The sequence below is a fragment of the Streptomyces sp. NBC_00885 genome, assembly GCF_045207475.1.
Lineage (GTDB): Bacteria > Actinomycetota > Actinomycetes > Streptomycetales > Streptomycetaceae > Streptomyces.
This window is the reverse complement of sequence record NZ_CP108796.1, coordinates 129,155-146,514: the sequence shown is the minus strand read 5'-3', so window position 1 is coordinate 146,514 and position 17,360 is coordinate 129,155. Positions and strand designations below refer to the sequence as shown.

The following is a 17,360-nucleotide window of genomic DNA, read 5'->3' as shown; positions in this document are numbered from 1 at the left end:
ACGCGCCTGCTACCGGACTCACGCCGGAGGACCAGGAGCGCGTCTTCGAGCACGAGCAGCCGGAGCTCACCGGCGAATAGCCCCGAAAGGCGGGGCCCACCACATCGATAGGAGGCCCCGCCATGCCCAACCTTGCTCTCCTCTGCCCGATCGGCGCCGCTGTCGGCGCCACGTACGCGGCCGCCGCATGGGCCTGGCGCCGCATCAAGGCCGCGGCCCTGGACGGCGTGTACCCGGGATCCCCGCAGCACCAGGCCGCACTCCGGTCGGTCGAGGACCGTACCGCGCCGGCGTTCACCGCCTGGCCGGACCTGCCGACCGCGGTGCAGGCCGCGCACGACCGAGCGGTCATCGATCACGCCGACACCGACCGGGGCAGACCATGACCGAACCCCGACCACCCACGAGGAACCATGACCGTCCCCACCGTGATTGCGGCCGCTGTGGTGCTCACCGCCACGGTGGCCGCCGCAATATGTGCCTGCCGTGCCCGCACGGCACGCCGCAAGCTGTCCCGGGAGCAGGCCGCCGTCCGGCTGACCGGCACTGTGCACCACCGCGACGTGTGCGCCCTCACGGACCGTCCGCCAGGCGCAGAACGCGCTCGACCAGGCCAACCAGATCCTCACCCACGCACTTGCTCAGGACCCGTCGTCCCGCCCGAAGCTCGATCTCGTCATGCAACTGCTGCGTGAGGGCGACACGTTGAAGGTGACCCGGCTCGACCGGCTTTCCCGCTCCGTGCTGCACCTGGAGACCCTCGGAGCCGAGCTGCGCGAGCGCGGCATCGGGCTGCACGTGCGGCCGTTGTCGACCACGTAGCGGACCGCATCCAGCATCACGCGGCGGCAGTAGCCCTCGGGCCGCCCGCCCCCCTGCAGCCACCCAGGCACCGGCAGACCCGCCCGGATGACCTGCCATTCCGCGTCTGTCGTGTCGGAGCCGTAACACCACACGCGACAAGCCGGTTGTCGGCACCGGGCAGGGTCCGGGGCAGGACTTCACTCCAGCAGCGACGCAGGACGTCCTCGAGCGTATGTCCCCGATCATGCGGCGGACCTTAGCAACGAGCCTTCCGTCCCCGTGCATCGCCCGCACGATCCGGCCAGGAGCCTCATGAGGCGGATGGACTGGGTGATTGCGTCGGGCTCGTGGACGGAGCGGTACGGGCGCATGCGTCGGCCGGGGCGTGGGTCGGGGAAGCAGTGGGCTTCGGGGAGGCGCTGGGAGTTGGGGATCTGCTGGTGGTGGGGGAGGGATCCTCGGAGGGTGTGGCTGAGGTCGGCGGTGTCCAGATGGGGGAGGGCCAGCCCGACCAAGACGGGCCGGGAATGATCATCTGCGGTTCGTGGGCGGCTGCCACCTGTTCCGTGGTCGCGCCGGGCTGGAGAGCGGCCCGAGGGGGGAGCGGCGCGGCAGGGTGGGCGCGGGTGGGCCGACAGGAGCTGGAAAGCTGTCCGGTGAGGGAGTCCGCGGCCAGCGTGATGGCCAGCCCCATCCCGGCCACTCCCACTCCGGCCACCGCAAACAGAGGGCGCCACGCTGGGCGGGGAGGTAAGAGAGCCGCGCCCCACCGTGACGGCGATCTGTCAGAGTCGGCGCACGCGGGGACGGGTAGCTCCTTGGTGTCCTGCAGTGCCCGTAGGTGCAACTGCTTGGCCTCCGCCTGCGCCCGCTGCAGCAGCTCGTCGGCATCATGCTGAGCCTGGCTGCGCAAGCGCTCCGCATCAGCCTCCGCGCCGGCACGAATAAGGGCGGCTTCCTCGTGCGTAATTGCGCGGGTGTCCTCGGCCTCCCTAAAGGCCTGGTCGAGCATGTCCTGCGCGGTGGCGCGTACGCGCGTCCATGGGGCGTGGGCCTGCCGCTGCAGGAATTTGACGTGCTGCCACCGGCTGCGCCATTGGTCCACGAGCTCCGGGCGGGCCCGGGAGGTGGCTGGGTTGTCCGATGGGGGAGGCTGCGGGTTGCTGACCACCCGGACGAATTCCAGCAGCGCCTCCAGGGAGGGGAATCGCTTGCCGGACAGCACCTCGTTGAGCCCGGCCTTGGTCAGCCTCGGCCGGTCGGATGCCTTGACGAGGGTGGCGTAGGACGGCGCGCCGTACGCGATGTGGAGTCGGTTCAGCTCAATGGTGAACTCGCGCCATGCTTCCTCGTACGCGGCAATGGCGGCCGCGTCCTCCGGCTCCACCTGGGAATTGCTGTATGTCACCGGATCACACTCCCTGTTGCGAAATGCCACGCTACGGGGTCCGGTGTCTGAACGCCCGCGGATTGGGCCGAACGTTCCTGAACGCCTTGGGCCGTTCAGTGTTGGGTCGGTTCGCACAGGCCGGTGACCTGCGGCGTCCGGGTCTATGCGGGGCCGTACGGATCACTAGGTGCTCGGGGGTGTGCGGCGGTCTTCTGGAGGCATGGCTGACATCGACACAACCTCGCCCATGCCCGAGCCCGAAATGCCCCCCACCTCCTCCCCGGGACCAGCGCTGCCGACCGAGCCGACGCGGCATCAAGTACTTGACGTGGTGGTCCTCATGGCCCTGCTGGCCGTGTGCGCTGGGGTGTACCGCGCGGTCGGGAACGCCGGCTTCTCCGTGATCATCGGGGCGGTCGCCGGGCTGTACGGCACCTGGCGCATCCGGCGCTGACTCGGCGGGTCACTTCCGGTTGGACCCGGCCCTCACCTGACTCAACGTCAGGGGAGGCCTCGGCCGGTTAGTTGTCCCCCGGGGCGCGAGCTGGGGATACCGGGGCGGAGAGGGCCCGTTGTGGTTCGGCCGGGGGCACGGCGAGTTTCGTACGCAACTGCGTCGGTTGCCGGGACCGGCTTGGCAAGTCAGGTCGGCGAGGTCCCGACGGGCTCACCTTCCGATCAAGCGCGGCACTGGATCTACGCCTTCACGCCGCAGTTCAGTGATCAGCTTGCCGAACTGACGCGGGTTGAGCTCGGTGACCCGCGCCCGTCTCAGCCCGGTGGCGGCCCGTCGACGTTGAACGTGGACTTCCCGGTCCCGGCTCTCATGACGATGATGTCTGCGGCCTCCGCCGAGGGGTTGCTCTCTCGGTGCACGGCGCGCTTCGGTACGTAGATGAAGTCGCCGGGGCCGGCTTCCACGGTATTCGTGCCGCCCGGGCCGAACTCCATCTTCAGCGCGCCGGTGAGGACGTAGATCACCGATTCGCACTCGCCGTGGTGGTGCCAGCCGGAGACCATTCCGGCTTCCGTACGGACGAATCCCGACCACATTCCCTCGGTGGCGAAAGCCTCCTGCCGGTCCATCCCCGGAGTGTGGGGCCCCGGCCTTCTGTCACGGGGAGTGACGACCAGAACCTGATCTCGCTGAAGGTCCATGACGACTCCTTCCGCCGGGGCTGTCGAGTCCTGGTCCGGACTCGACGCCGTGATGCGCGGGTGGCCGCTTACCACTCGTAGCCTAGCCGGGATCGCAGGGCAGGCTGGCCGCGCTGCGCCCCTGCCCGGAGCCGCAATGTCACCGGCGTGCCGCGGCTGAGCGAGCCAAGCACCGTAGACACTGTCTACGCGATCTGGTAGACAGCGTCTATGCGTGAACAGGGAACGGGGCTGCGTGCCCAGCTCGTAGCGGTCGGGGTCGAGTTGGTCGCCGCCCGGGGAGCGCAGGCGCTGTCCCTGCGGGAGATCGCCCGCGCCGCCGGGGTCTCGCACGGGGCTCCCCGCCGCTACTTTCCGACCCATGTGTCCCTGCTCTCCGCGATCGCACGCGAGGGCTTCGCCGAGCTGGCGGGCAGAGCCGCCGAGGCGCTTGAGTCCGGCGAGGACGGCGAGGAGGGTGCGAGCCCGCGCGAGCAAGTCGCGGCGTTGTGCCGGATCTATCTGGACTTCGCGCGGACCAACGGCGGCATGTTTGAACTGATGTTCCGTCATGACTTGCTCAGGAGCGGCCATCTCGGCCTGCGGGAGACCAGTCTGCCGCTCTTCGGCCTGTTCGTGGATAGTGTGGCCCGGGTCCGGTCGCGGCCCGGCGGCGTCGCGCCGCAGGTCGTCGCGAGCGCACTGTGGGCGAATCTGCACGGCATCGCCCAGCTGTGGGGATGGGGCAGCCTCCAGCTCGCCCTGGGCACCGACGATCTCGAACCGCTGCTGCGTACGGTCCTGGATGCCCATCTCGGTCCGGACATCCGATGAGTTCGGCCTACCGACGGTTCACACTCACCGGCAGCATCGTCGGGGCGGCGGTCGTCGCCCTCGACGGCACCGTTCTGACTATCGTTCAGCCCGCCATGCAGCGCGATCTGCACGCCTCCCTCCATCAGGTCCAGTGGACCAGCACCGGCTATCTGATCGCTGTGGCGAGTCTGCTCGTCTTCGGCGGCCGCATCGGCGATCGGTACGGCCACCGGCAGATCTTCGCCGTCGGATTACTGGGCTTCGGCGCGGCCTCCTTGGGGATCGGCCTGGCGTCCGGGATCGGCTGGGTCATCGCGCTGCGCGTCTCCCAGGGCGTTTTCGGGGCGCTGCTTCAGCCCGCCACCCTCGGGATGCTGCGGGCGGCCTTTCCGTCAGACCGCCTCGGGATGCCCCTCGCGCTGCGCACCAGCGCCGTCGGGGTGGCGGCTGCGGCGGGCCCGCTCGTCGGCGGGGTGTTGGCTGCACGTTCCGACTGGCGGGCGGTCTTCTTCCTCAACGTCGTACCGGCGCTCGTGATCGGGGTGCTCGTCCTTGCCGTACGGGAGCCTGCCGTACGTGACGCGAAACCCGCCGGGGCGTCCGGCGATGGGCTCGATCTGCCGGGTGCCTGCCTGCTGGCGGTGACCCTGGGCAGCTTGGTGCACACGCTGGTTTCCATGCCGGAGAGCAGTCGGCCGGCGGCGACCGTGACGGGGCTCGTCGTCGCGGCGGTCGCCGGCGGGGCGTTCGTACGCCACGAACGACGCACAGCGAGCCCCCTGGTGGCGCCGGAGGTGCTCGGATCGGTGACCGTCGCCTCGGCGCTCGGGATCCTGGTGTCGGCGTCGGCTGTGCTGTTCGGGGCACTGTTCGCCGGTACGTACTTCCTCCAGAACACCCTCGGTCTCAACCCCTTCCGGAGCGCTCTGACGGCACTGCCGGGCGCCGTGGCGATGGTGCTGGGCGCGCCGATCGCCGCCGTACTGCTGCGCCGTTACGGTCCACGGCGTACGACTGCGACCGCGATGGGACTCCTGGCTCTCGGCGCGCTCTTGTTGTCGCGCCTCGACGGTGCATCGGCCACGGTGGCGATCTGCGGCGGGTTCTTCCTGGTGGGCGCCGGTTTCGGCAGCGCGATGGTGACCGCGACGGCGGTCATGGTGCGCCACGCCCCGGCGGAGCACGCCGGGTGGCGGGGGGTCTCCAGCAGACGGCCCTGAACATCGGCCCCATCGTGGGGATCGCCGCAGCAACCGCCCTGATGGCTCTCGGGTCGCACAGCGCGGCCACGGGCGGATCCGGTGCGGCCGCCAGCTCCGCGATGGGCCCTACGCTGACGGTGCTCGCTGCCGTGGCTGCGGTCGGCGCGTTTCTGGCAATCGGGCTGCCAGGCCGTACGACGGGAGCCGTGTCCCCGCGACCGCGGACCACCGCGTAGCCGACCGCGGATCGCAGCGCCGATGGTGTCGGCATCACCCGCCTGCGGCGAATCGGCTGCCGATGGCTGCGAGGCGTTTCAACCGCTTGCGGGGTCAGCCCACGGGACCGGCGACAGGTCATCAACTTCGTGCTTTGCGGCGGCAACTGGCTCTACCGCCGGTCCGGAATTTCCTGCTGGTGGCCACGCCCCTGGACGTTCGGCCATGCGTCCGGCGCAAGAATCGCTCCCGTGGAGCGGCTGGTCCGCGGAGCTGCCGGCCGACGCGCTTCGCTGAGAACGCCGGCAGGGTCTGGACGGGGTGAGGCATGCCGCCTCCCCCCGAGGGGGCTAGATCACTCAAGCCGCTTGGAGGAGATCCTCATGCTTCGTGTCGTGGCTTCGGCATGAGCGTTCGAGGATCTTGAAGAGCTGACGGCAGACGGCTCGTTTGAGGCAGCGCTGTGCGTCGCGGGAGGTCTTGCCCTCGCCGACTCTGCGGGCGACGTACGTCTTCGTAGTGCAGGGGCCAGCCGCATGCGGATGAGTGTGATGTGTGTGCAGAGCCGGTTGAGGTGCCGGTCTCCGCTGCGGTTGATCCGATGCCGGTTCGTGACGCGTGGCATAACCGTGATGAGTCACGTCGAGATGGCGGACAGGGTGCTGATCAAGCCAACGGGGTGGGCCAGGCCGACGCTGACGTCCGGCAGACATCTCGGGGGCACGTCAGGCTCTGACGAGGCGCCAATTACCTTGCGGGTCCTACCGGAACGTCTGCAGCCACACTGCGGCCCAGCCTTCATCGGCACTGCAGAGGAACTGGCCACCTTCGAGAAGGCGCGAGACAGCAGGTGACGGCGGGCCCATCGGCTTGGCAGAGCAGAAGCCGAGATCATAGGCGGCTTTGAAGACAGGCCCTAGCGAGCTCACGAAATCCGGCTCGATCGCCGTCCCCAGCACTGACTCGGCCGACGCGGGCTGGGTGATCGGCCGCCATCACTTGTGGCTGGTGACACGTTCGTTGACGTCACCTGCTAATGGCTGGACTTTCTCGGTGCGGGGCAAACCATGCCCTTGGCCATATGGCATCGAGGGTGCCTCTGATGAGCTTGCGTCGAACATACGTCCTGAGGCGCCCCGAAGTTCTCGGACAGCGGTCCCCATAGGATCGAAGTCCAGAACGGCGGAGAGAGCACGTGGCACAGAAGCGTAGGAAGTTCAGTCCTGAGTTTCGGGACGAGGCGGTCAAGATGGTGGTCGTGGAGTCCCGCCCGATCGCCGAGGTCGCCCGAGAGATACAAGTGAACGAGGGAACGCTGGGCACCTGGGTCAGCCGGTACCGGCAAGAGCACGCCGGGGAGGAGCCTCCCCTGAACATCAGCGAACGCGCCCGCCTGCGCGAACTGGAACGCGAGAACCGGGAACTCCGTATGAAGACCGAGTTCCTGGGAAAAGCGGCGGCCTTCTTCGCCCAGGAATACCGGTGACGGAGAAGTACGAGTTCATCGACGGCGAGGCTGACAACTTTCCCGTGCAGCAGATGTGCACCTGGGCGGGAGTATCCACGTCGGGCTTCTACCACTGGAGGTCCAGGCCATTGTCGGCCACCGCGAAGCGCCGTGCGGAACTGAGGGCCGTCATCCTCAAGGTCTTCTCTGACTCTCAGGAGACCTACGGCTACCGGCGTGTCCACGCCGCGCTCCAGCGGATGAACGTGCAGGCCGGAGCGGAGCTGGTCCGCGCGCTGATGCGCGAGCTCGGCCTGGTGCCATGCCAGCCGCGGCCCTGGCGGGCGACCACGATCGCCGATGATGCGGCGCCGGCCACGCCCGACCTGCTGGCCCGTGACTTCACCGCTGACGCTCCCGGGCGCAAACTGGTCAGCGATATCACCTATGTTCACACCTGGGCCGGGTTCCTGTATCTCGCGACCGTCATCGACTGCCACACCAAAGCTGTGGTCGGCTGGGCGATGGCCGACCATATGAAGACCTCTCTCATATCGGATGCACTCGATATGGCAGTCCGGAACATCGACCTCGCCGAAGGCTGCGTATTTCATTCCGATCGCGGCAGTCAATACACGTCTCGGGAACTTCGTTGCAAGCTCCGCTCGTTGGGCCTGCGAGCGTCGGTCGGCCGCACCGGTGTTTGTTGGGACAATGCGATGGCTGAATCATTTTTCGGCGCCCTCAAGAACGAACTCGTGCACCGAACTACGTTCCCAACACGCGCACATGCCCACCGGGCGATCGTCCGCTACATCGAGATGTTCTACAATCGAAAACGCCTCCACTCCGGCCTCGGCTACAAGACTCCCGCAGAAGTCCACGCCGAGTACGAGGAGTTGCAGACGGCGGCATAAAGAGAACCCTCAACACCGCTGTCCGAGAAGCGCAGGGCCCCTCATACCCTCAAGGAGGATTCGAAGTTGAGACGCATATGCACCCTGTCGGCGCTGCGGCAAGTGACCGCAGCCGCCGTCCTCGCTCTTCTCGCGGGAGTGGGAACGGCGTCAGCCACCGGCTTCACGCCGAGTCCCACCCCTTCCGCTCCTCCGGCATCGCGTCCAGCAGCCGGGCCCGAAGACGCGACAGCCGCCGGATCGCGCCCCGTATCGGGCAAGAACCCCTCAGCCGGGCCGCAGTTCAAGAAGAGCGGCAGCACCTGGCGCGTCATCACACCCGAGACCGTCTTAAGTAACACGGTCACCGACGCAGACGGCGACAAGAGCACCCTGACCTTCGAGGTGTGGACAACTGACGCCAATGGCAAGCCCAAGACCCAGGTCAAATTGACCGACGCCAACCCGTACGGCGTTCTGGTATCGGGCTATGTGGCGTCGGGCAAGCCCGCGTCCGTCCCCGTCCCGTACGGGAAGCTGAAGCCAGGCGTGACCTACACGTTCCACACCAATGCCTTTGACGGCAGCCTGTACGAGACAACCTGGTCCCCTTGGGCCAACTTCCGCATCGAGCCTTACGTGACGTTCCCTGCGCCGCAGGCATCCTCGTCGATAGATCCGGTCGCGCAGAAGATCATCGAGTTCACGCGCACCGACCCGGGCCCGGCACTGCCGACTCTGCGCAAGGACGGCACGACCCTCAAGGCCCCCACCCACAAGCGCACCTGCGGCAAGCCGGACGCACAGGGGCACAAGCTGTGTATCGAGCTGAACCCGCGGTCCAAGAAGGCCAAGAACCCCGTCCGGGCGCCCGCGCCGGTGGGCCCGGTCGTCGAGCTGGTCGACTGGTGCTACGGCAAGCCGTCCGGCAAGGACTACATGACCCGCACCGAAGCCTGCCTGAAGACCATCGGCAGCGGCACACTGATCTTCACCGACACCGATCCTGAGAAGCCCGCACTGGGAACGGCCACCTTCAACATCGAGCAGCGCATCAAGACCTACCCGAACAAGGGAGGAAGCGGCTCCAACTTCGCCGAGTTCGACCAGCAGATCATGCTGGTGCCGACGCACATCGACCCCGTCCTCAAGGGCGTCCTGAGGCGCCCCGAAGTTCTCGGACAGCGGTCCCCATAGGATCGAAGTCCAGAACGGCGGAGAGAGCACGTGGCACAGAAGCGTAGGAAGTTCAGTCCTGAGTTTCGGGACGAGGCGGTCAAGATGGTGGTCGTGGAGTCCCGCCCGATCGCCGAGGTCGCCCGAGAGATACAAGTGAACGAGGGAACGCTGGGCACCTGGGTCAGCCGGTACCGGCAAGAGCACGCCGGGGAGGAGCCTCCCCTGAACATCAGCGAACGCGCCCGCCTGCGCGAACTGGAACGCGAGAACCGGGAACTCCGTATGAAGACCGAGTTCCTGGGAAAAGCGGCGGCCTTCTTCGCCCAGGAATACCGGTGACGGAGAAGTACGAGTTCATCGACGGCGAGGCTGACAACTTTCCCGTGCAGCAGATGTGCACCTGGGCGGGAGTATCCACGTCGGGCTTCTACCACTGGAGGTCCAGGCCATTGTCGGCCACCGCGAAGCGCCGTGCGGAACTGAGGGCCGTCATCCTCAAGGTCTTCTCTGACTCTCAGGAGACCTACGGCTACCGGCGTGTCCACGCCGCGCTCCAGCGGATGAACGTGCAGGCCGGAGCGGAGCTGGTCCGCGCGCTGATGCGCGAGCTCGGCCTGGTGCCATGCCAGCCGCGGCCCTGGCGGGCGACCACGATCGCCGATGATGCGGCGCCGGCCACGCCCGACCTGCTGGCCCGTGACTTCACCGCTGACGCTCCCGGGCGCAAACTGGTCAGCGATATCACCTATGTTCACACCTGGGCCGGGTTCCTGTATCTCGCGACCGTCATCGACTGCCACACCAAAGCTGTGGTCGGCTGGGCGATGGCCGACCATATGAAGACCTCTCTCATATCGGATGCACTCGATATGGCAGTCCGGAACATCGACCTCGCCGAAGGCTGCGTATTTCATTCCGATCGCGGCAGTCAATACACGTCTCGGGAACTTCGTTGCAAGCTCCGCTCGTTGGGCCTGCGAGCGTCGGTCGGCCGCACCGGTGTTTGTTGGGACAATGCGATGGCTGAATCATTTTTCGGCGCCCTCAAGAACGAACTCGTGCACCGAACTACGTTCCCAACACGCGCACATGCCCACCGGGCGATCGTCCGCTACATCGAGATGTTCTACAATCGAAAACGCCTCCACTCCGGCCTCGGCTACAAGACTCCCGCAGAAGTCCACGCCGAGTACGAGGAGTTGCAGACGGCGGCATAAAGAGAACCCTCAACACCGCTGTCCGAGAAGCGCAGGGCCCCTCATCCACATCAAGTGGAACGTCGGGTCGACGTGCAAGTCCTGTGTGACGTCGAACATCAGGTGGGCGGACGACCAGAACAACCCCGCGGGTGGCGATGCATACTGGCCCATCGAGCCCGACAGCCGGTACGGCGGCCGATGGGGCACCATCCAGACCACCTGGTCCGGCACAGGCAAGGAGACCATCGACCTCGGATGGTCCATCACCGCCACCGTGAACGCCGGCGGAAACCCCGCAACAGCGAACTTCGGCACCAGCGGTGACGTGCGCGTGAGGGAACTCGCCCCCCGCTGCGACGACATCCTCAAAAGCAGCGCGCCCGGTTGCGTTCTGCCGTACTTCAAGCCGACCTACACCGTTGACACCAACCTCTATCCCGCTGCCGGTGCGTACTACTGGCTGATGCAGGAGAAGATGCCCGACCACGCCGGCTCGGTGAGGTGGGACTCTCTGCTGCACTACCTCGGCCCCGACACCAAGGTCACCAACCCCAGCACCGGCAAGCCGTGGACCTCGGACAACAGCCGTAACAAAATGTGCGGCAACTGGACCGCGCATCCTTCCGACGCTGCCGTGGGCTCGATGGACTGCGACGAGTACGCCATGGCCTCCACCCACGAGAGTGGCGGATTCCCCGGCGGAGTCAACCAGGTCACCAACGGGGACCAGTGTGCCCAGCTCTTCACCGACAAGATGGGCGACGGCTCGGCCAACTTCGGCCTCCTCGCCGACACACGGAAGGCTGTGGACGGGCCCGACGGCACGGAGCGGTGCGACCGTGCGGCTATTGCGAGCACGCAAAACCAGCAAGCCTTCAAGAGCTTCCCGGCTCCTTCGTGGCGCATGCTGGACGATGACGGATTCTTCGTCTCCAACCCCGGGTTCGAGCACTGCGCGAACGCCAACACCACCTGCGCCTGGCGCAAGGTCGGCTGAGGCGTCCTGACGACGCGGTGAGGGGGGACCGGCCAACGGCCGGTTCCCCCTTTCGCGTGTTTCATCCTTCAAAGGCGACCCACTGGTCTTCCAGATCGGGGTTGATCATGCTGCCCCATACGAGGGCTCCGTTGATCAGTCCCGGCTTGTCGCGTGTGGCCAGTGAGGGTGTTTCAAGGCTGTCGGCGATTTCTTCCAAGTAGGTGGTCAGTGTGTCGCGTTCGTCTTCGTCGCCCCGGTCGTCGTTGTACCGGCTCCAGTGGCCCAGGTAGCCGGTCTCGGTGTCGAGGTAGAGGCCGGAGCTACGGTCGGTGACGCCGAAGGAGCACACCGGTATCCAGGACGTGGTCCATATCGTGATCTGGTCGTCGCCTGGTGTCTGGCGGTTGGCGTTGAGGGCTTCTTCGTGCCGTTGGGCATTCATCTGCTGGCGGTGAAAGGCGGTGACGGCGTCCAGGGTCATCAGGGCTTGGTTTCCCAGCAGGAATCCGGCTCCGTTGATGCCGTTGTCGCCCGCGGTCAGGCGCCACAGCGTCTTGAGTTCGTGGGGGATGCGGGCGTCGGTGGCGTCCTGGACGGCCGCGATCTCGTTCTCGGTTGCGCCGGGCCTGAGTGCGGCGTGGGTGGCGGGAGCGTGGGCGCGTAGCCAGGTGTCGATGCGCTGCCAGGTGTCGGCGATCTGCCGAGCCTGTGTGTTGTCGGTGCCGGTCATGGGTCGTTTCTCCTGTCCGGGGGCCGTTGTCGGGGCCGGGGGTCGTCTTCCACATCTTCGCCGCCCTGGCCGAGTTCATCCGCGAGCTGATCCATCGGCACCAACGATGGCCTGGACGCAGCCCGTGCCCCGGCAGGATCGACGGGCGCCGCACCGCCGCAACCGAAGAGATCATCCGCGCGTGCCCGCGACCTTCTGCCCGACCCAGCTGCTCGATCACCTCGATCGCCAAGCTGTTGTGCGTCTCGCCATGCACCCTCACTCGAGGCGGGATCTGCGCAAGCCGAACTGTTTCGACGCCGCCGCGCCGCAGCTGCCCCGCCTGCTCTGCGCTGCCGCGAGGCCTCCCGGCTTCCGCTTGGCTGTGGTCGACCGGCCCCGGGCGGCTGCCTTGGAGCCGATCCAGCGCCTCGTAGCAGGCGGATCCGGCTGGGCGCCGACGCCCAGCCGGATCACCGACCGTTCTTTTGGTAGGTCTGGCCAGGTAACCCCCTCCGGCCGCGTCATTGGGCCGGGCAGCCCAGGCCGCCCCCCTTGCGGGGACGACCTGGACAAAGCGCTAGCTGTGGTCGTCGGGACCGAGGTAGACCGGCAGCTCGCTGAAGCTTTGCAGGGCGATGGAAGCCAAGCGGCTGGGGTCGCCGGCCAGCGTGAGGTCGGGGTAGCGGGCGAACAGTGCGCTCAGGGCGACCTCGGTCTCCAGCTTGGCCAGGCGTGAGCCGAGGCAGAAGTGTGCACCGTGGCCGAAGGCGAGATGATCGCGGCGTGTGGGGCGGCTGACGTCGAAATCCTCGGGGTTCTCGTGCTGGCTCGGATCCACGCCGGCGGCGAACAGGCTGGCGATGACGGGATCACCTTCGGAGATCCGGACGCCCGCAATGTCGATGTCCTTGGTGGCGTAGCTCATGATGGCGTGCCGGACGGGAGCCGACCGGCGAAGCCCCTCGTCGACTACGTCGGCCCACGTGGGGGCGTCCTCGCCGCCATCGCGGACCGCTGCGAGCATCTTCGGGTTCTGTAGCAGCAAACGCGCGGTGTTGGTGACCGCATTGATGGTGGTCTCGTGTCCCGCAATGAGGAGCAGGAACAGGCTCTCGATCAACTCCTGATCATTGAGCCGATCGCCGTTGTCGCGTGCCTGAATCAGCTCGGTCGTCAGGTCGTCCCCGGGGTTGGCGCGTTTGGTCTCGATCAGCGCCGCCAGGCAGGCGTAAATGGCCGCCACGGCTACCCGGATGTCGGCCTCACCGGTGGCCGACTCCTGCGGTGTCACCAGGCGGTCGAAGCGGTGGCGCAGCTCGGAGACCGCGGAGTCGGGAACGCCGAGGACCTCACAGATGACCCGCACGGGAAGCGGGTAGGCGTACAGCTCGCGCAGGTCGACAGGCTCGACCGGGCCTGCGGTGGCCAGGCCGTCCAGCAGTTCTCCGGCAATCTCTTCGACGCGGGGGCGCAGAGCTTCCACGGGCGCCCGGTGGAAGGCGGAGCTCACCAGCTGTCTCAGGCGGCGGTGATTGTCGCCGCCTGCGTGGAGCATGGCAGCTCCGCGTACGAGGGCGATCAGCTCCCAGTCGTCGGGTATCTGTCCGTCCCTCAGTGCGGCCCAGTGCTCGGGGTCCTTGGTCATGGCGGGGTGGCCGAGGACTTCCTTGGCGGTGGCGTAGTCCGTGGCTGCCCAGGCTGCGACACCCCCCGGTAGCTCCACAGGGACCAGAGGGCCCAGCGCCTGGAGCTGCCGTGCCTCCTCCATCGGGTCGGCGTGCGGGTCGAGCGGAAAGAGCGGGCGGTGGGTCAGCACGGACACTCCATCAGTAGAGGGGGCAGTCTCGATCAGCGTGACTCGCGGGGCGTCGCCTGCAAAGTCTGCCAACTAGCCACCTGGCTAAAGGACTTCCGGCTCCATTGGCTCATCGGCTCCGACTGGGCCGACTGCCTCTGCACCAGTGGTCCGGTCCACAGGATGCCGTCAGGAACGGGGCGGCATCCCCGGATCATTCGGGGCGGGCGACGCGCAGAACACGCGGCGCGTCACGGCGCGCCGGTAGATCGGTGGCGTTGGCCATGCAAGTCCAGGCCGCCCCCTGTGGGGACGGCCTGGGTCAAGCGCAGCAGCCCGGGTCAGCGCTGCCGAGGTGTGCCGCGCCGGCGCAACACGATCCAGCGCGAGCCCCCGCGGGGCCGGTCGACGCGACCCAGGAGGGGCAGCAGGACCAGTGGCGCGAGGACGTTCTCGCCGAACGACCTCCACTTCCACGCGGCACCAGCGACGCCGACGAGGAGGGCAACGGCGATGGCGATATAGACAGCCACGCTGTCTCCAAGGTCTCGTGTGGACGAACGGGCAGGCGTGGTCAGCGTCGTGAGAACAGGGATCTCCACCAGGGCCTCGCCGCTGGGGGAGTGGAAGTCGGCTTCTGCTCGGGCGGTGACACCTCGGCTTCGGGAAGCGGTTGGGCCGCACCCGATGCCTTTGTCGCGGTGGCGCTGGACCGCGGTGGGGTGAACTTCACCGGCAGGGCGGTGGGGCGGCGGGAAATCCAGTCTGTTGTAGTCGTCAACTCGTGCTCAGGAATAGCCAGGCGCATGTCCGGCAGGAGTTCCATCAGTTTGTCGATGCCTGTGTCGGCGATGGCGCGGGCGATGTCGCCACCGGGGCATTCATGCGGTCCCGCGCTCAGTGCGAGGTGTGAACGGTTGCCGTGCATCGGCAGGCTCAGGTCCGGCCGTTGCTCGGGGTCGAGGTTGGCTGCGGTTGGGCACAGGACCAGCATGTCGCCAGCCTTGATCTGCTGTCCGCCGAGCATCGTGTCGCCCGTGGCCCACCGGCCGGGGAAGGCGCCGGTAGGCGGGCTGTCCCACAGCACCTGCTCCAGCGCATCCGGGAGCGTCATCTGGCCGCCGGAGAGGCTTCCACGGAAGCGGCGATCGGTCAACAGCATCCGGAAGGTGTGGGCGATCAGGTTGACCGTGTTCGAATGTGCGGCGACGAGCACCAGGCGCAGGTGCTCCACGATCTCCGTATCGCTGAGGTCGGATTCGTGAGCGATAAGCCATGAGGCGAGGTCGTTGCCCGGCGCCGTCTTCTTGCGCTGCACTAGGCTTTGAAGCACCTCGGTCACGATCTGATTGCTGGCGGCCGCCGTCTCGCTTCCGCGTACCAGATCGAGCGTGGGCTCGACCAAGGCAGGGGCCTCGTGCGGGGCCATGCCGAACAGTCGGCTCATGACCAGCATGGGAAGCTGCTCGGCGTAGTCGCGGACCAGATCGGCCGATCCTGAGGCCGCGAATTTCTGGACGAGCTCGCGGGTGTAGTGGCCGACGTATCGCCGAATGCCATGACGATTGAACTTCGCCAGCCCGTCGACGACCGCGCCGCGCAGGCGGGCATGCTCATCTCCGTCGGTGAAGACACACAGCGGCTGCCAGCCCACAAGGGGTCTGAGAGGCGAGTCCGCCGGCACCCTGTCCTGCTGGAAGGCGGTCCAGAGCCGCGGGTCGCGGGAGAACAGGCTCGGGTTGCGCATGGCGTCCAGGTTCGCCTGGTATCCGAGAACGAGCCAGGCCGGTTCGTCGCCGTGGACCAGCACGGGTGCAACGGGCCCGTACTGCTGGCGCAGCTCCTCGTACAGCGTGGCCGGGTCGTCGGATTCCGGCAGGCGCTGGAGTCCGGCTGTGCTCATGCCGTGAGCCGGGCAGCCGGGCGGCGGTACGAGACCTGATATGGGCGGTTGGGGGGACACGGCGCCTCCGGAAGTGGGGAGCGACTCCCCGTCACCAAGGGCCAGGCCGGGGGCGCTCATGATCGTTTGCGCTGACCGCGGATCGGGCCGCGGGCTCCGTTGCCAGCCGGGAGCAAGATCGGGAGCCGGGGGCAGCATATCCAAACCTGGGCGACCCGACAGAACGTCAACATGGGTCGGCGGCAACGGCGTTGGCGAAACTCATCACCTCGATTCGAGCGGTCACCGTTGCGCCTTCGTTCCGAGGTAACTGCTACGCACCGATGTGGTCTCCGGAGAGTGCCAAGAGGGCGCGCTGCTCGAACGCTGTGCTCGCTTTCGGCTGGCGGTCGCGGAGGATGAAGGTTGCCCGCTGGAGGGTCATGGGCTGGTAGCTCTGATGAGCCTCGGTGATGATGTGGGCATCGACCGACCTCCCGATGCGGGGGTCCCAGAGGAGTCGCGCCGAGGGGTTGATCGCGATATCGCCGTTCTCCGCGATCTAGCCCGGCGCCCGGCGATACGCCCGGCGCAGGGCGGGGCGTTGGTTGATTTCCTGCTCGACCGCTTGGAGGCGGGGATCTTCTGGCTGCTGCTGCTGCAGGGTGGCCGAGTAGTGAGCGAGTGCAGGCATCAGCCATTGTTCGCGGAAGGCCGTGGCGTCGCCTGCGCCGAGGAGTTGGGGAGCGTCGGGGTGGAAGGAAGATGAAGTTCTGGGTGTTGCGCATGGGGTGGGCGGTGGCGTGGCGCCGCACCCCGTCCAAAGACCTCGCGGAAGGCCCGGTTAGTGATCACTACGTCCCAGCAGTCGCTGTAGACGGCGGAAGGGCACTTTGTCAGGTCGTCGATCATGTCCTGGTACAGGTCCATCTCCGGAGTGCGGAGCAGCTCGCCCACCGGCGGGGCTGGCGGTATCTGCCCGGTCAGGATGTACATGTTGGTGCCGATCTCCGCGCTCATCTCCAGTGCCTCGATCAGCCGCGCAACTTCGGTGTGCTGCAAGCATGAAGCACGATCCATCCAGTTCCGCAGGGACCGCGGCGTGAGCCCAAGCTGCTCCGCCAGAGCCTTCTTGGTGAGACCTTGGGCCCGGCGGACTTCCTCGATGAGCTGGACGACCATGGCGTGGCGTGCTGGTGAGCCGGTGGCTACGGCTGCCTCTGCCTCACGTTGAGCTGGGTATGTCACTGCTCGCCGCCGCCCGCCCCGCGGGTACTGCCCGCATCGTCACGTGACTCCCCGGCGATGCGGAGAGCGGTCTCCAGCGCGTTCCGCTGGTCCTGCGACATGCCCGAGACCAGGGCTACGAAGGATGCTGTCGCATCGTCACTGTGGTCCAGGGCCTGCTTTACCAGGCCAGCGGCGTACTCGGCGCGCGTGCACACCGCCGCATACCTGAAGGCCCGGCCGTCGAGGGTGCGGTACAGCCATCCCTTGGCATGGAGATTGACCAGGACCGTGGCGACGGTGGTGTAGGCGAGCACCCGGTCACCCGCCCGCAAAGCATCCATCGTTTCGCGGACGTTCATCGGTGCGGCGGTGCCCCATACGACCGTCATCACGGCGTCTTCCAGTTCCCCCAGTTCACGAGTCACCTCGTCACCCTAACGGCCTGTTCGCGCAGCCCATCGGCCAGCTGCCCAGGG

The 17,360-nt window shown here is 67.3% G+C and carries 17 protein-coding genes and 1 pseudogene; 10 read left to right on the top strand and 8 right to left on the bottom strand.

The window, feature by feature from the left end:
- The first annotated feature begins 122 nt into the window (after positions 1-122).
- Both OHA61_RS00785 and OHA61_RS00780 read left to right on the top strand, forming a co-directional pair.
- A complete protein-coding gene (locus OHA61_RS00785; protein WP_406301184.1) occupies positions 123-386 on the top strand; it encodes a hypothetical protein in 264 nt (87 codons plus the stop codon).
- 292 nt (positions 387-678) lie between these two features.
- Positions 679-822, top strand: a complete 144-nt coding sequence (locus OHA61_RS00780; RefSeq protein WP_406301183.1) for a recombinase family protein — start codon at positions 679-681, stop codon at positions 820-822.
- 292 nt (positions 823-1,114) lie between these two features.
- Here OHA61_RS00780 and OHA61_RS00775 read toward each other — a convergent pair whose 3' ends face one another.
- Positions 1,115-2,212, bottom strand: coding sequence for a hypothetical protein (locus tag OHA61_RS00775; protein ID WP_406301182.1), 1,098 nt, complete (start codon positions 2,210-2,212; stop codon positions 1,115-1,117).
- A 202-nt stretch (positions 2,213-2,414) separates the two neighbouring features.
- Here OHA61_RS00775 and OHA61_RS00770 point away from each other — a divergent pair, with 202 nt between their 5' ends.
- Positions 2,415-2,648 carry a hypothetical protein gene (locus tag OHA61_RS00770; protein WP_406301181.1) on the top strand — a complete coding sequence of 78 codons (234 nt, stop codon included), beginning with the start codon at positions 2,415-2,417 and terminating at the stop codon, positions 2,646-2,648.
- A gap of 317 nt (positions 2,649-2,965) precedes the next feature.
- Here the strand turns inward: OHA61_RS00770 and OHA61_RS00765 are convergent, their stop codons facing one another.
- Positions 2,966-3,352 carry a cupin domain-containing protein gene (locus OHA61_RS00765; RefSeq protein ID WP_406301180.1) on the bottom strand — a complete coding sequence of 129 codons (387 nt, stop codon included), beginning with the start codon at positions 3,350-3,352 and terminating at the stop codon, positions 2,966-2,968.
- 210 nt (positions 3,353-3,562) lie between these two features.
- On the opposite strand from OHA61_RS00765, the gene OHA61_RS00760 reads away from it, so the two are divergent.
- The 6 genes and pseudogenes from OHA61_RS00760 to OHA61_RS00735 all read left to right on the top strand — a co-directional run bounded on the left by OHA61_RS00760 (position 3,563) and on the right by OHA61_RS00735 (position 11,283).
- On the top strand, positions 3,563-4,165 hold the full coding sequence (locus OHA61_RS00760; RefSeq protein ID WP_406301179.1) for a TetR/AcrR family transcriptional regulator: 603 nt from the start codon (positions 3,563-3,565) through the stop codon (positions 4,163-4,165).
- Positions 4,162-5,585: pseudogene (locus OHA61_RS00755) on the top strand (MFS transporter). The gene OHA61_RS00760 and the pseudogene OHA61_RS00755 overlap by 4 nt, the downstream one beginning before the upstream one ends.
- A 1,175-nt stretch (positions 5,586-6,760) precedes the next feature.
- Positions 6,761-7,929, top strand: a protein-coding gene (locus tag OHA61_RS00750) for an IS3 family transposase (protein WP_406301159.1) whose coding sequence is annotated in 2 segments (ribosomal slippage) — positions 6,761-7,013 and positions 7,013-7,929 — 1,170 coding nt in all. Because the reading frame shifts where the segments join, the coding sequence is not laid out codon by codon here.
- 66 nt (positions 7,930-7,995) lie between these two features.
- Positions 7,996-9,105: a hypothetical protein gene (locus tag OHA61_RS00745; protein WP_406301178.1), complete on the top strand. Its 1,110-nt coding sequence runs from the start codon at positions 7,996-7,998 to the stop codon at positions 9,103-9,105.
- Positions 9,106-9,135: 30 nt separating this feature from the next.
- A protein-coding gene (locus OHA61_RS00740) for an IS3 family transposase (RefSeq protein WP_406301159.1) occupies positions 9,136-10,304 on the top strand; the annotation gives its coding sequence in 2 pieces (ribosomal slippage) (positions 9,136-9,388 and positions 9,388-10,304; 1,170 coding nt in all).
- Between the two features lie 85 nt (positions 10,305-10,389).
- Entirely contained in the window at positions 10,390-11,283 is an 894-nt protein-coding gene (locus OHA61_RS00735; protein WP_406301177.1) for a hypothetical protein, read from the top strand.
- A gap of 61 nt (positions 11,284-11,344) precedes the next feature.
- Here the strand turns inward: OHA61_RS00735 and OHA61_RS00730 are convergent, their stop codons facing one another.
- From OHA61_RS00730 to OHA61_RS00715, 4 genes are all read right to left on the bottom strand, one after another.
- Positions 11,345-11,995: an SMI1/KNR4 family protein gene (locus tag OHA61_RS00730; protein ID WP_406301176.1), complete on the bottom strand. Its 651-nt coding sequence runs from the start codon at positions 11,993-11,995 to the stop codon at positions 11,345-11,347.
- A gap of 559 nt (positions 11,996-12,554) precedes the next feature.
- Positions 12,555-13,793, bottom strand: a complete 1,239-nt coding sequence (locus OHA61_RS00725) for a cytochrome P450 (RefSeq protein WP_406301175.1) — start codon at positions 13,791-13,793, stop codon at positions 12,555-12,557.
- Between the two features lie 320 nt (positions 13,794-14,113).
- Entirely contained in the window at positions 14,114-14,305 is a 192-nt protein-coding gene (locus OHA61_RS00720) for a hypothetical protein (protein ID WP_406301174.1), read from the bottom strand.
- A gap of 41 nt (positions 14,306-14,346) precedes the next feature.
- Positions 14,347-15,582, bottom strand: coding sequence for a cytochrome P450 (locus tag OHA61_RS00715; RefSeq protein ID WP_406301173.1), 1,236 nt, complete (start codon positions 15,580-15,582; stop codon positions 14,347-14,349).
- Between OHA61_RS00715 and OHA61_RS00710 the strand changes: the two genes are divergently transcribed.
- Complete coding sequence (locus OHA61_RS00710) at positions 15,571-15,714, top strand: hypothetical protein (protein ID WP_406301172.1); 144 nt, start codon at positions 15,571-15,573, stop codon at positions 15,712-15,714. The genes OHA61_RS00715 and OHA61_RS00710 overlap by 12 nt on opposite strands.
- A gap of 633 nt (positions 15,715-16,347) precedes the next feature.
- Here the strand turns inward: OHA61_RS00710 and OHA61_RS00705 are convergent.
- The gene (locus tag OHA61_RS00705; protein ID WP_406301171.1) at positions 16,348-16,836 is read right to left on the bottom strand and encodes a helix-turn-helix domain-containing protein; all 489 of its coding nucleotides are present in this window, start codon (positions 16,834-16,836) and stop codon (positions 16,348-16,350) included.
- A 62-nt stretch (positions 16,837-16,898) separates the two neighbouring features.
- Positions 16,899-17,309: a BlaI/MecI/CopY family transcriptional regulator gene (locus OHA61_RS00700; protein WP_406301169.1), complete on the bottom strand. Its 411-nt coding sequence runs from the start codon at positions 17,307-17,309 to the stop codon at positions 16,899-16,901.
- Positions 17,310-17,360: the final 51 nt, after the last annotated feature.

Coding starts and splice junctions, on each gene's coding strand:
- OHA61_RS00730 (WP_406301176.1), bottom strand. CDS start 11,995: ATGACCGGCACCGACAACACACAGGCTCGGCAGATCGCCGACACCTGG.
- OHA61_RS00785 (WP_406301184.1), top strand. CDS start 123: ATGCCCAACCTTGCTCTCCTCTGCCCGATCGGCGCCGCTGTCGGCGCC.
- OHA61_RS00770 (WP_406301181.1), top strand. CDS start 2,415: ATGGCTGACATCGACACAACCTCGCCCATGCCCGAGCCCGAAATGCCC.
- OHA61_RS00705 (WP_406301171.1), bottom strand. CDS start 16,836: ATGGTCGTCCAGCTCATCGAGGAAGTCCGCCGGGCCCAAGGTCTCACC.
- OHA61_RS00780 (WP_406301183.1), top strand. CDS start 679: ATGCAACTGCTGCGTGAGGGCGACACGTTGAAGGTGACCCGGCTCGAC.
- OHA61_RS00760 (WP_406301179.1), top strand. CDS start 3,563: ATGCGTGAACAGGGAACGGGGCTGCGTGCCCAGCTCGTAGCGGTCGGG.
- OHA61_RS00765 (WP_406301180.1), bottom strand. CDS start 3,352: ATGGACCTTCAGCGAGATCAGGTTCTGGTCGTCACTCCCCGTGACAGA.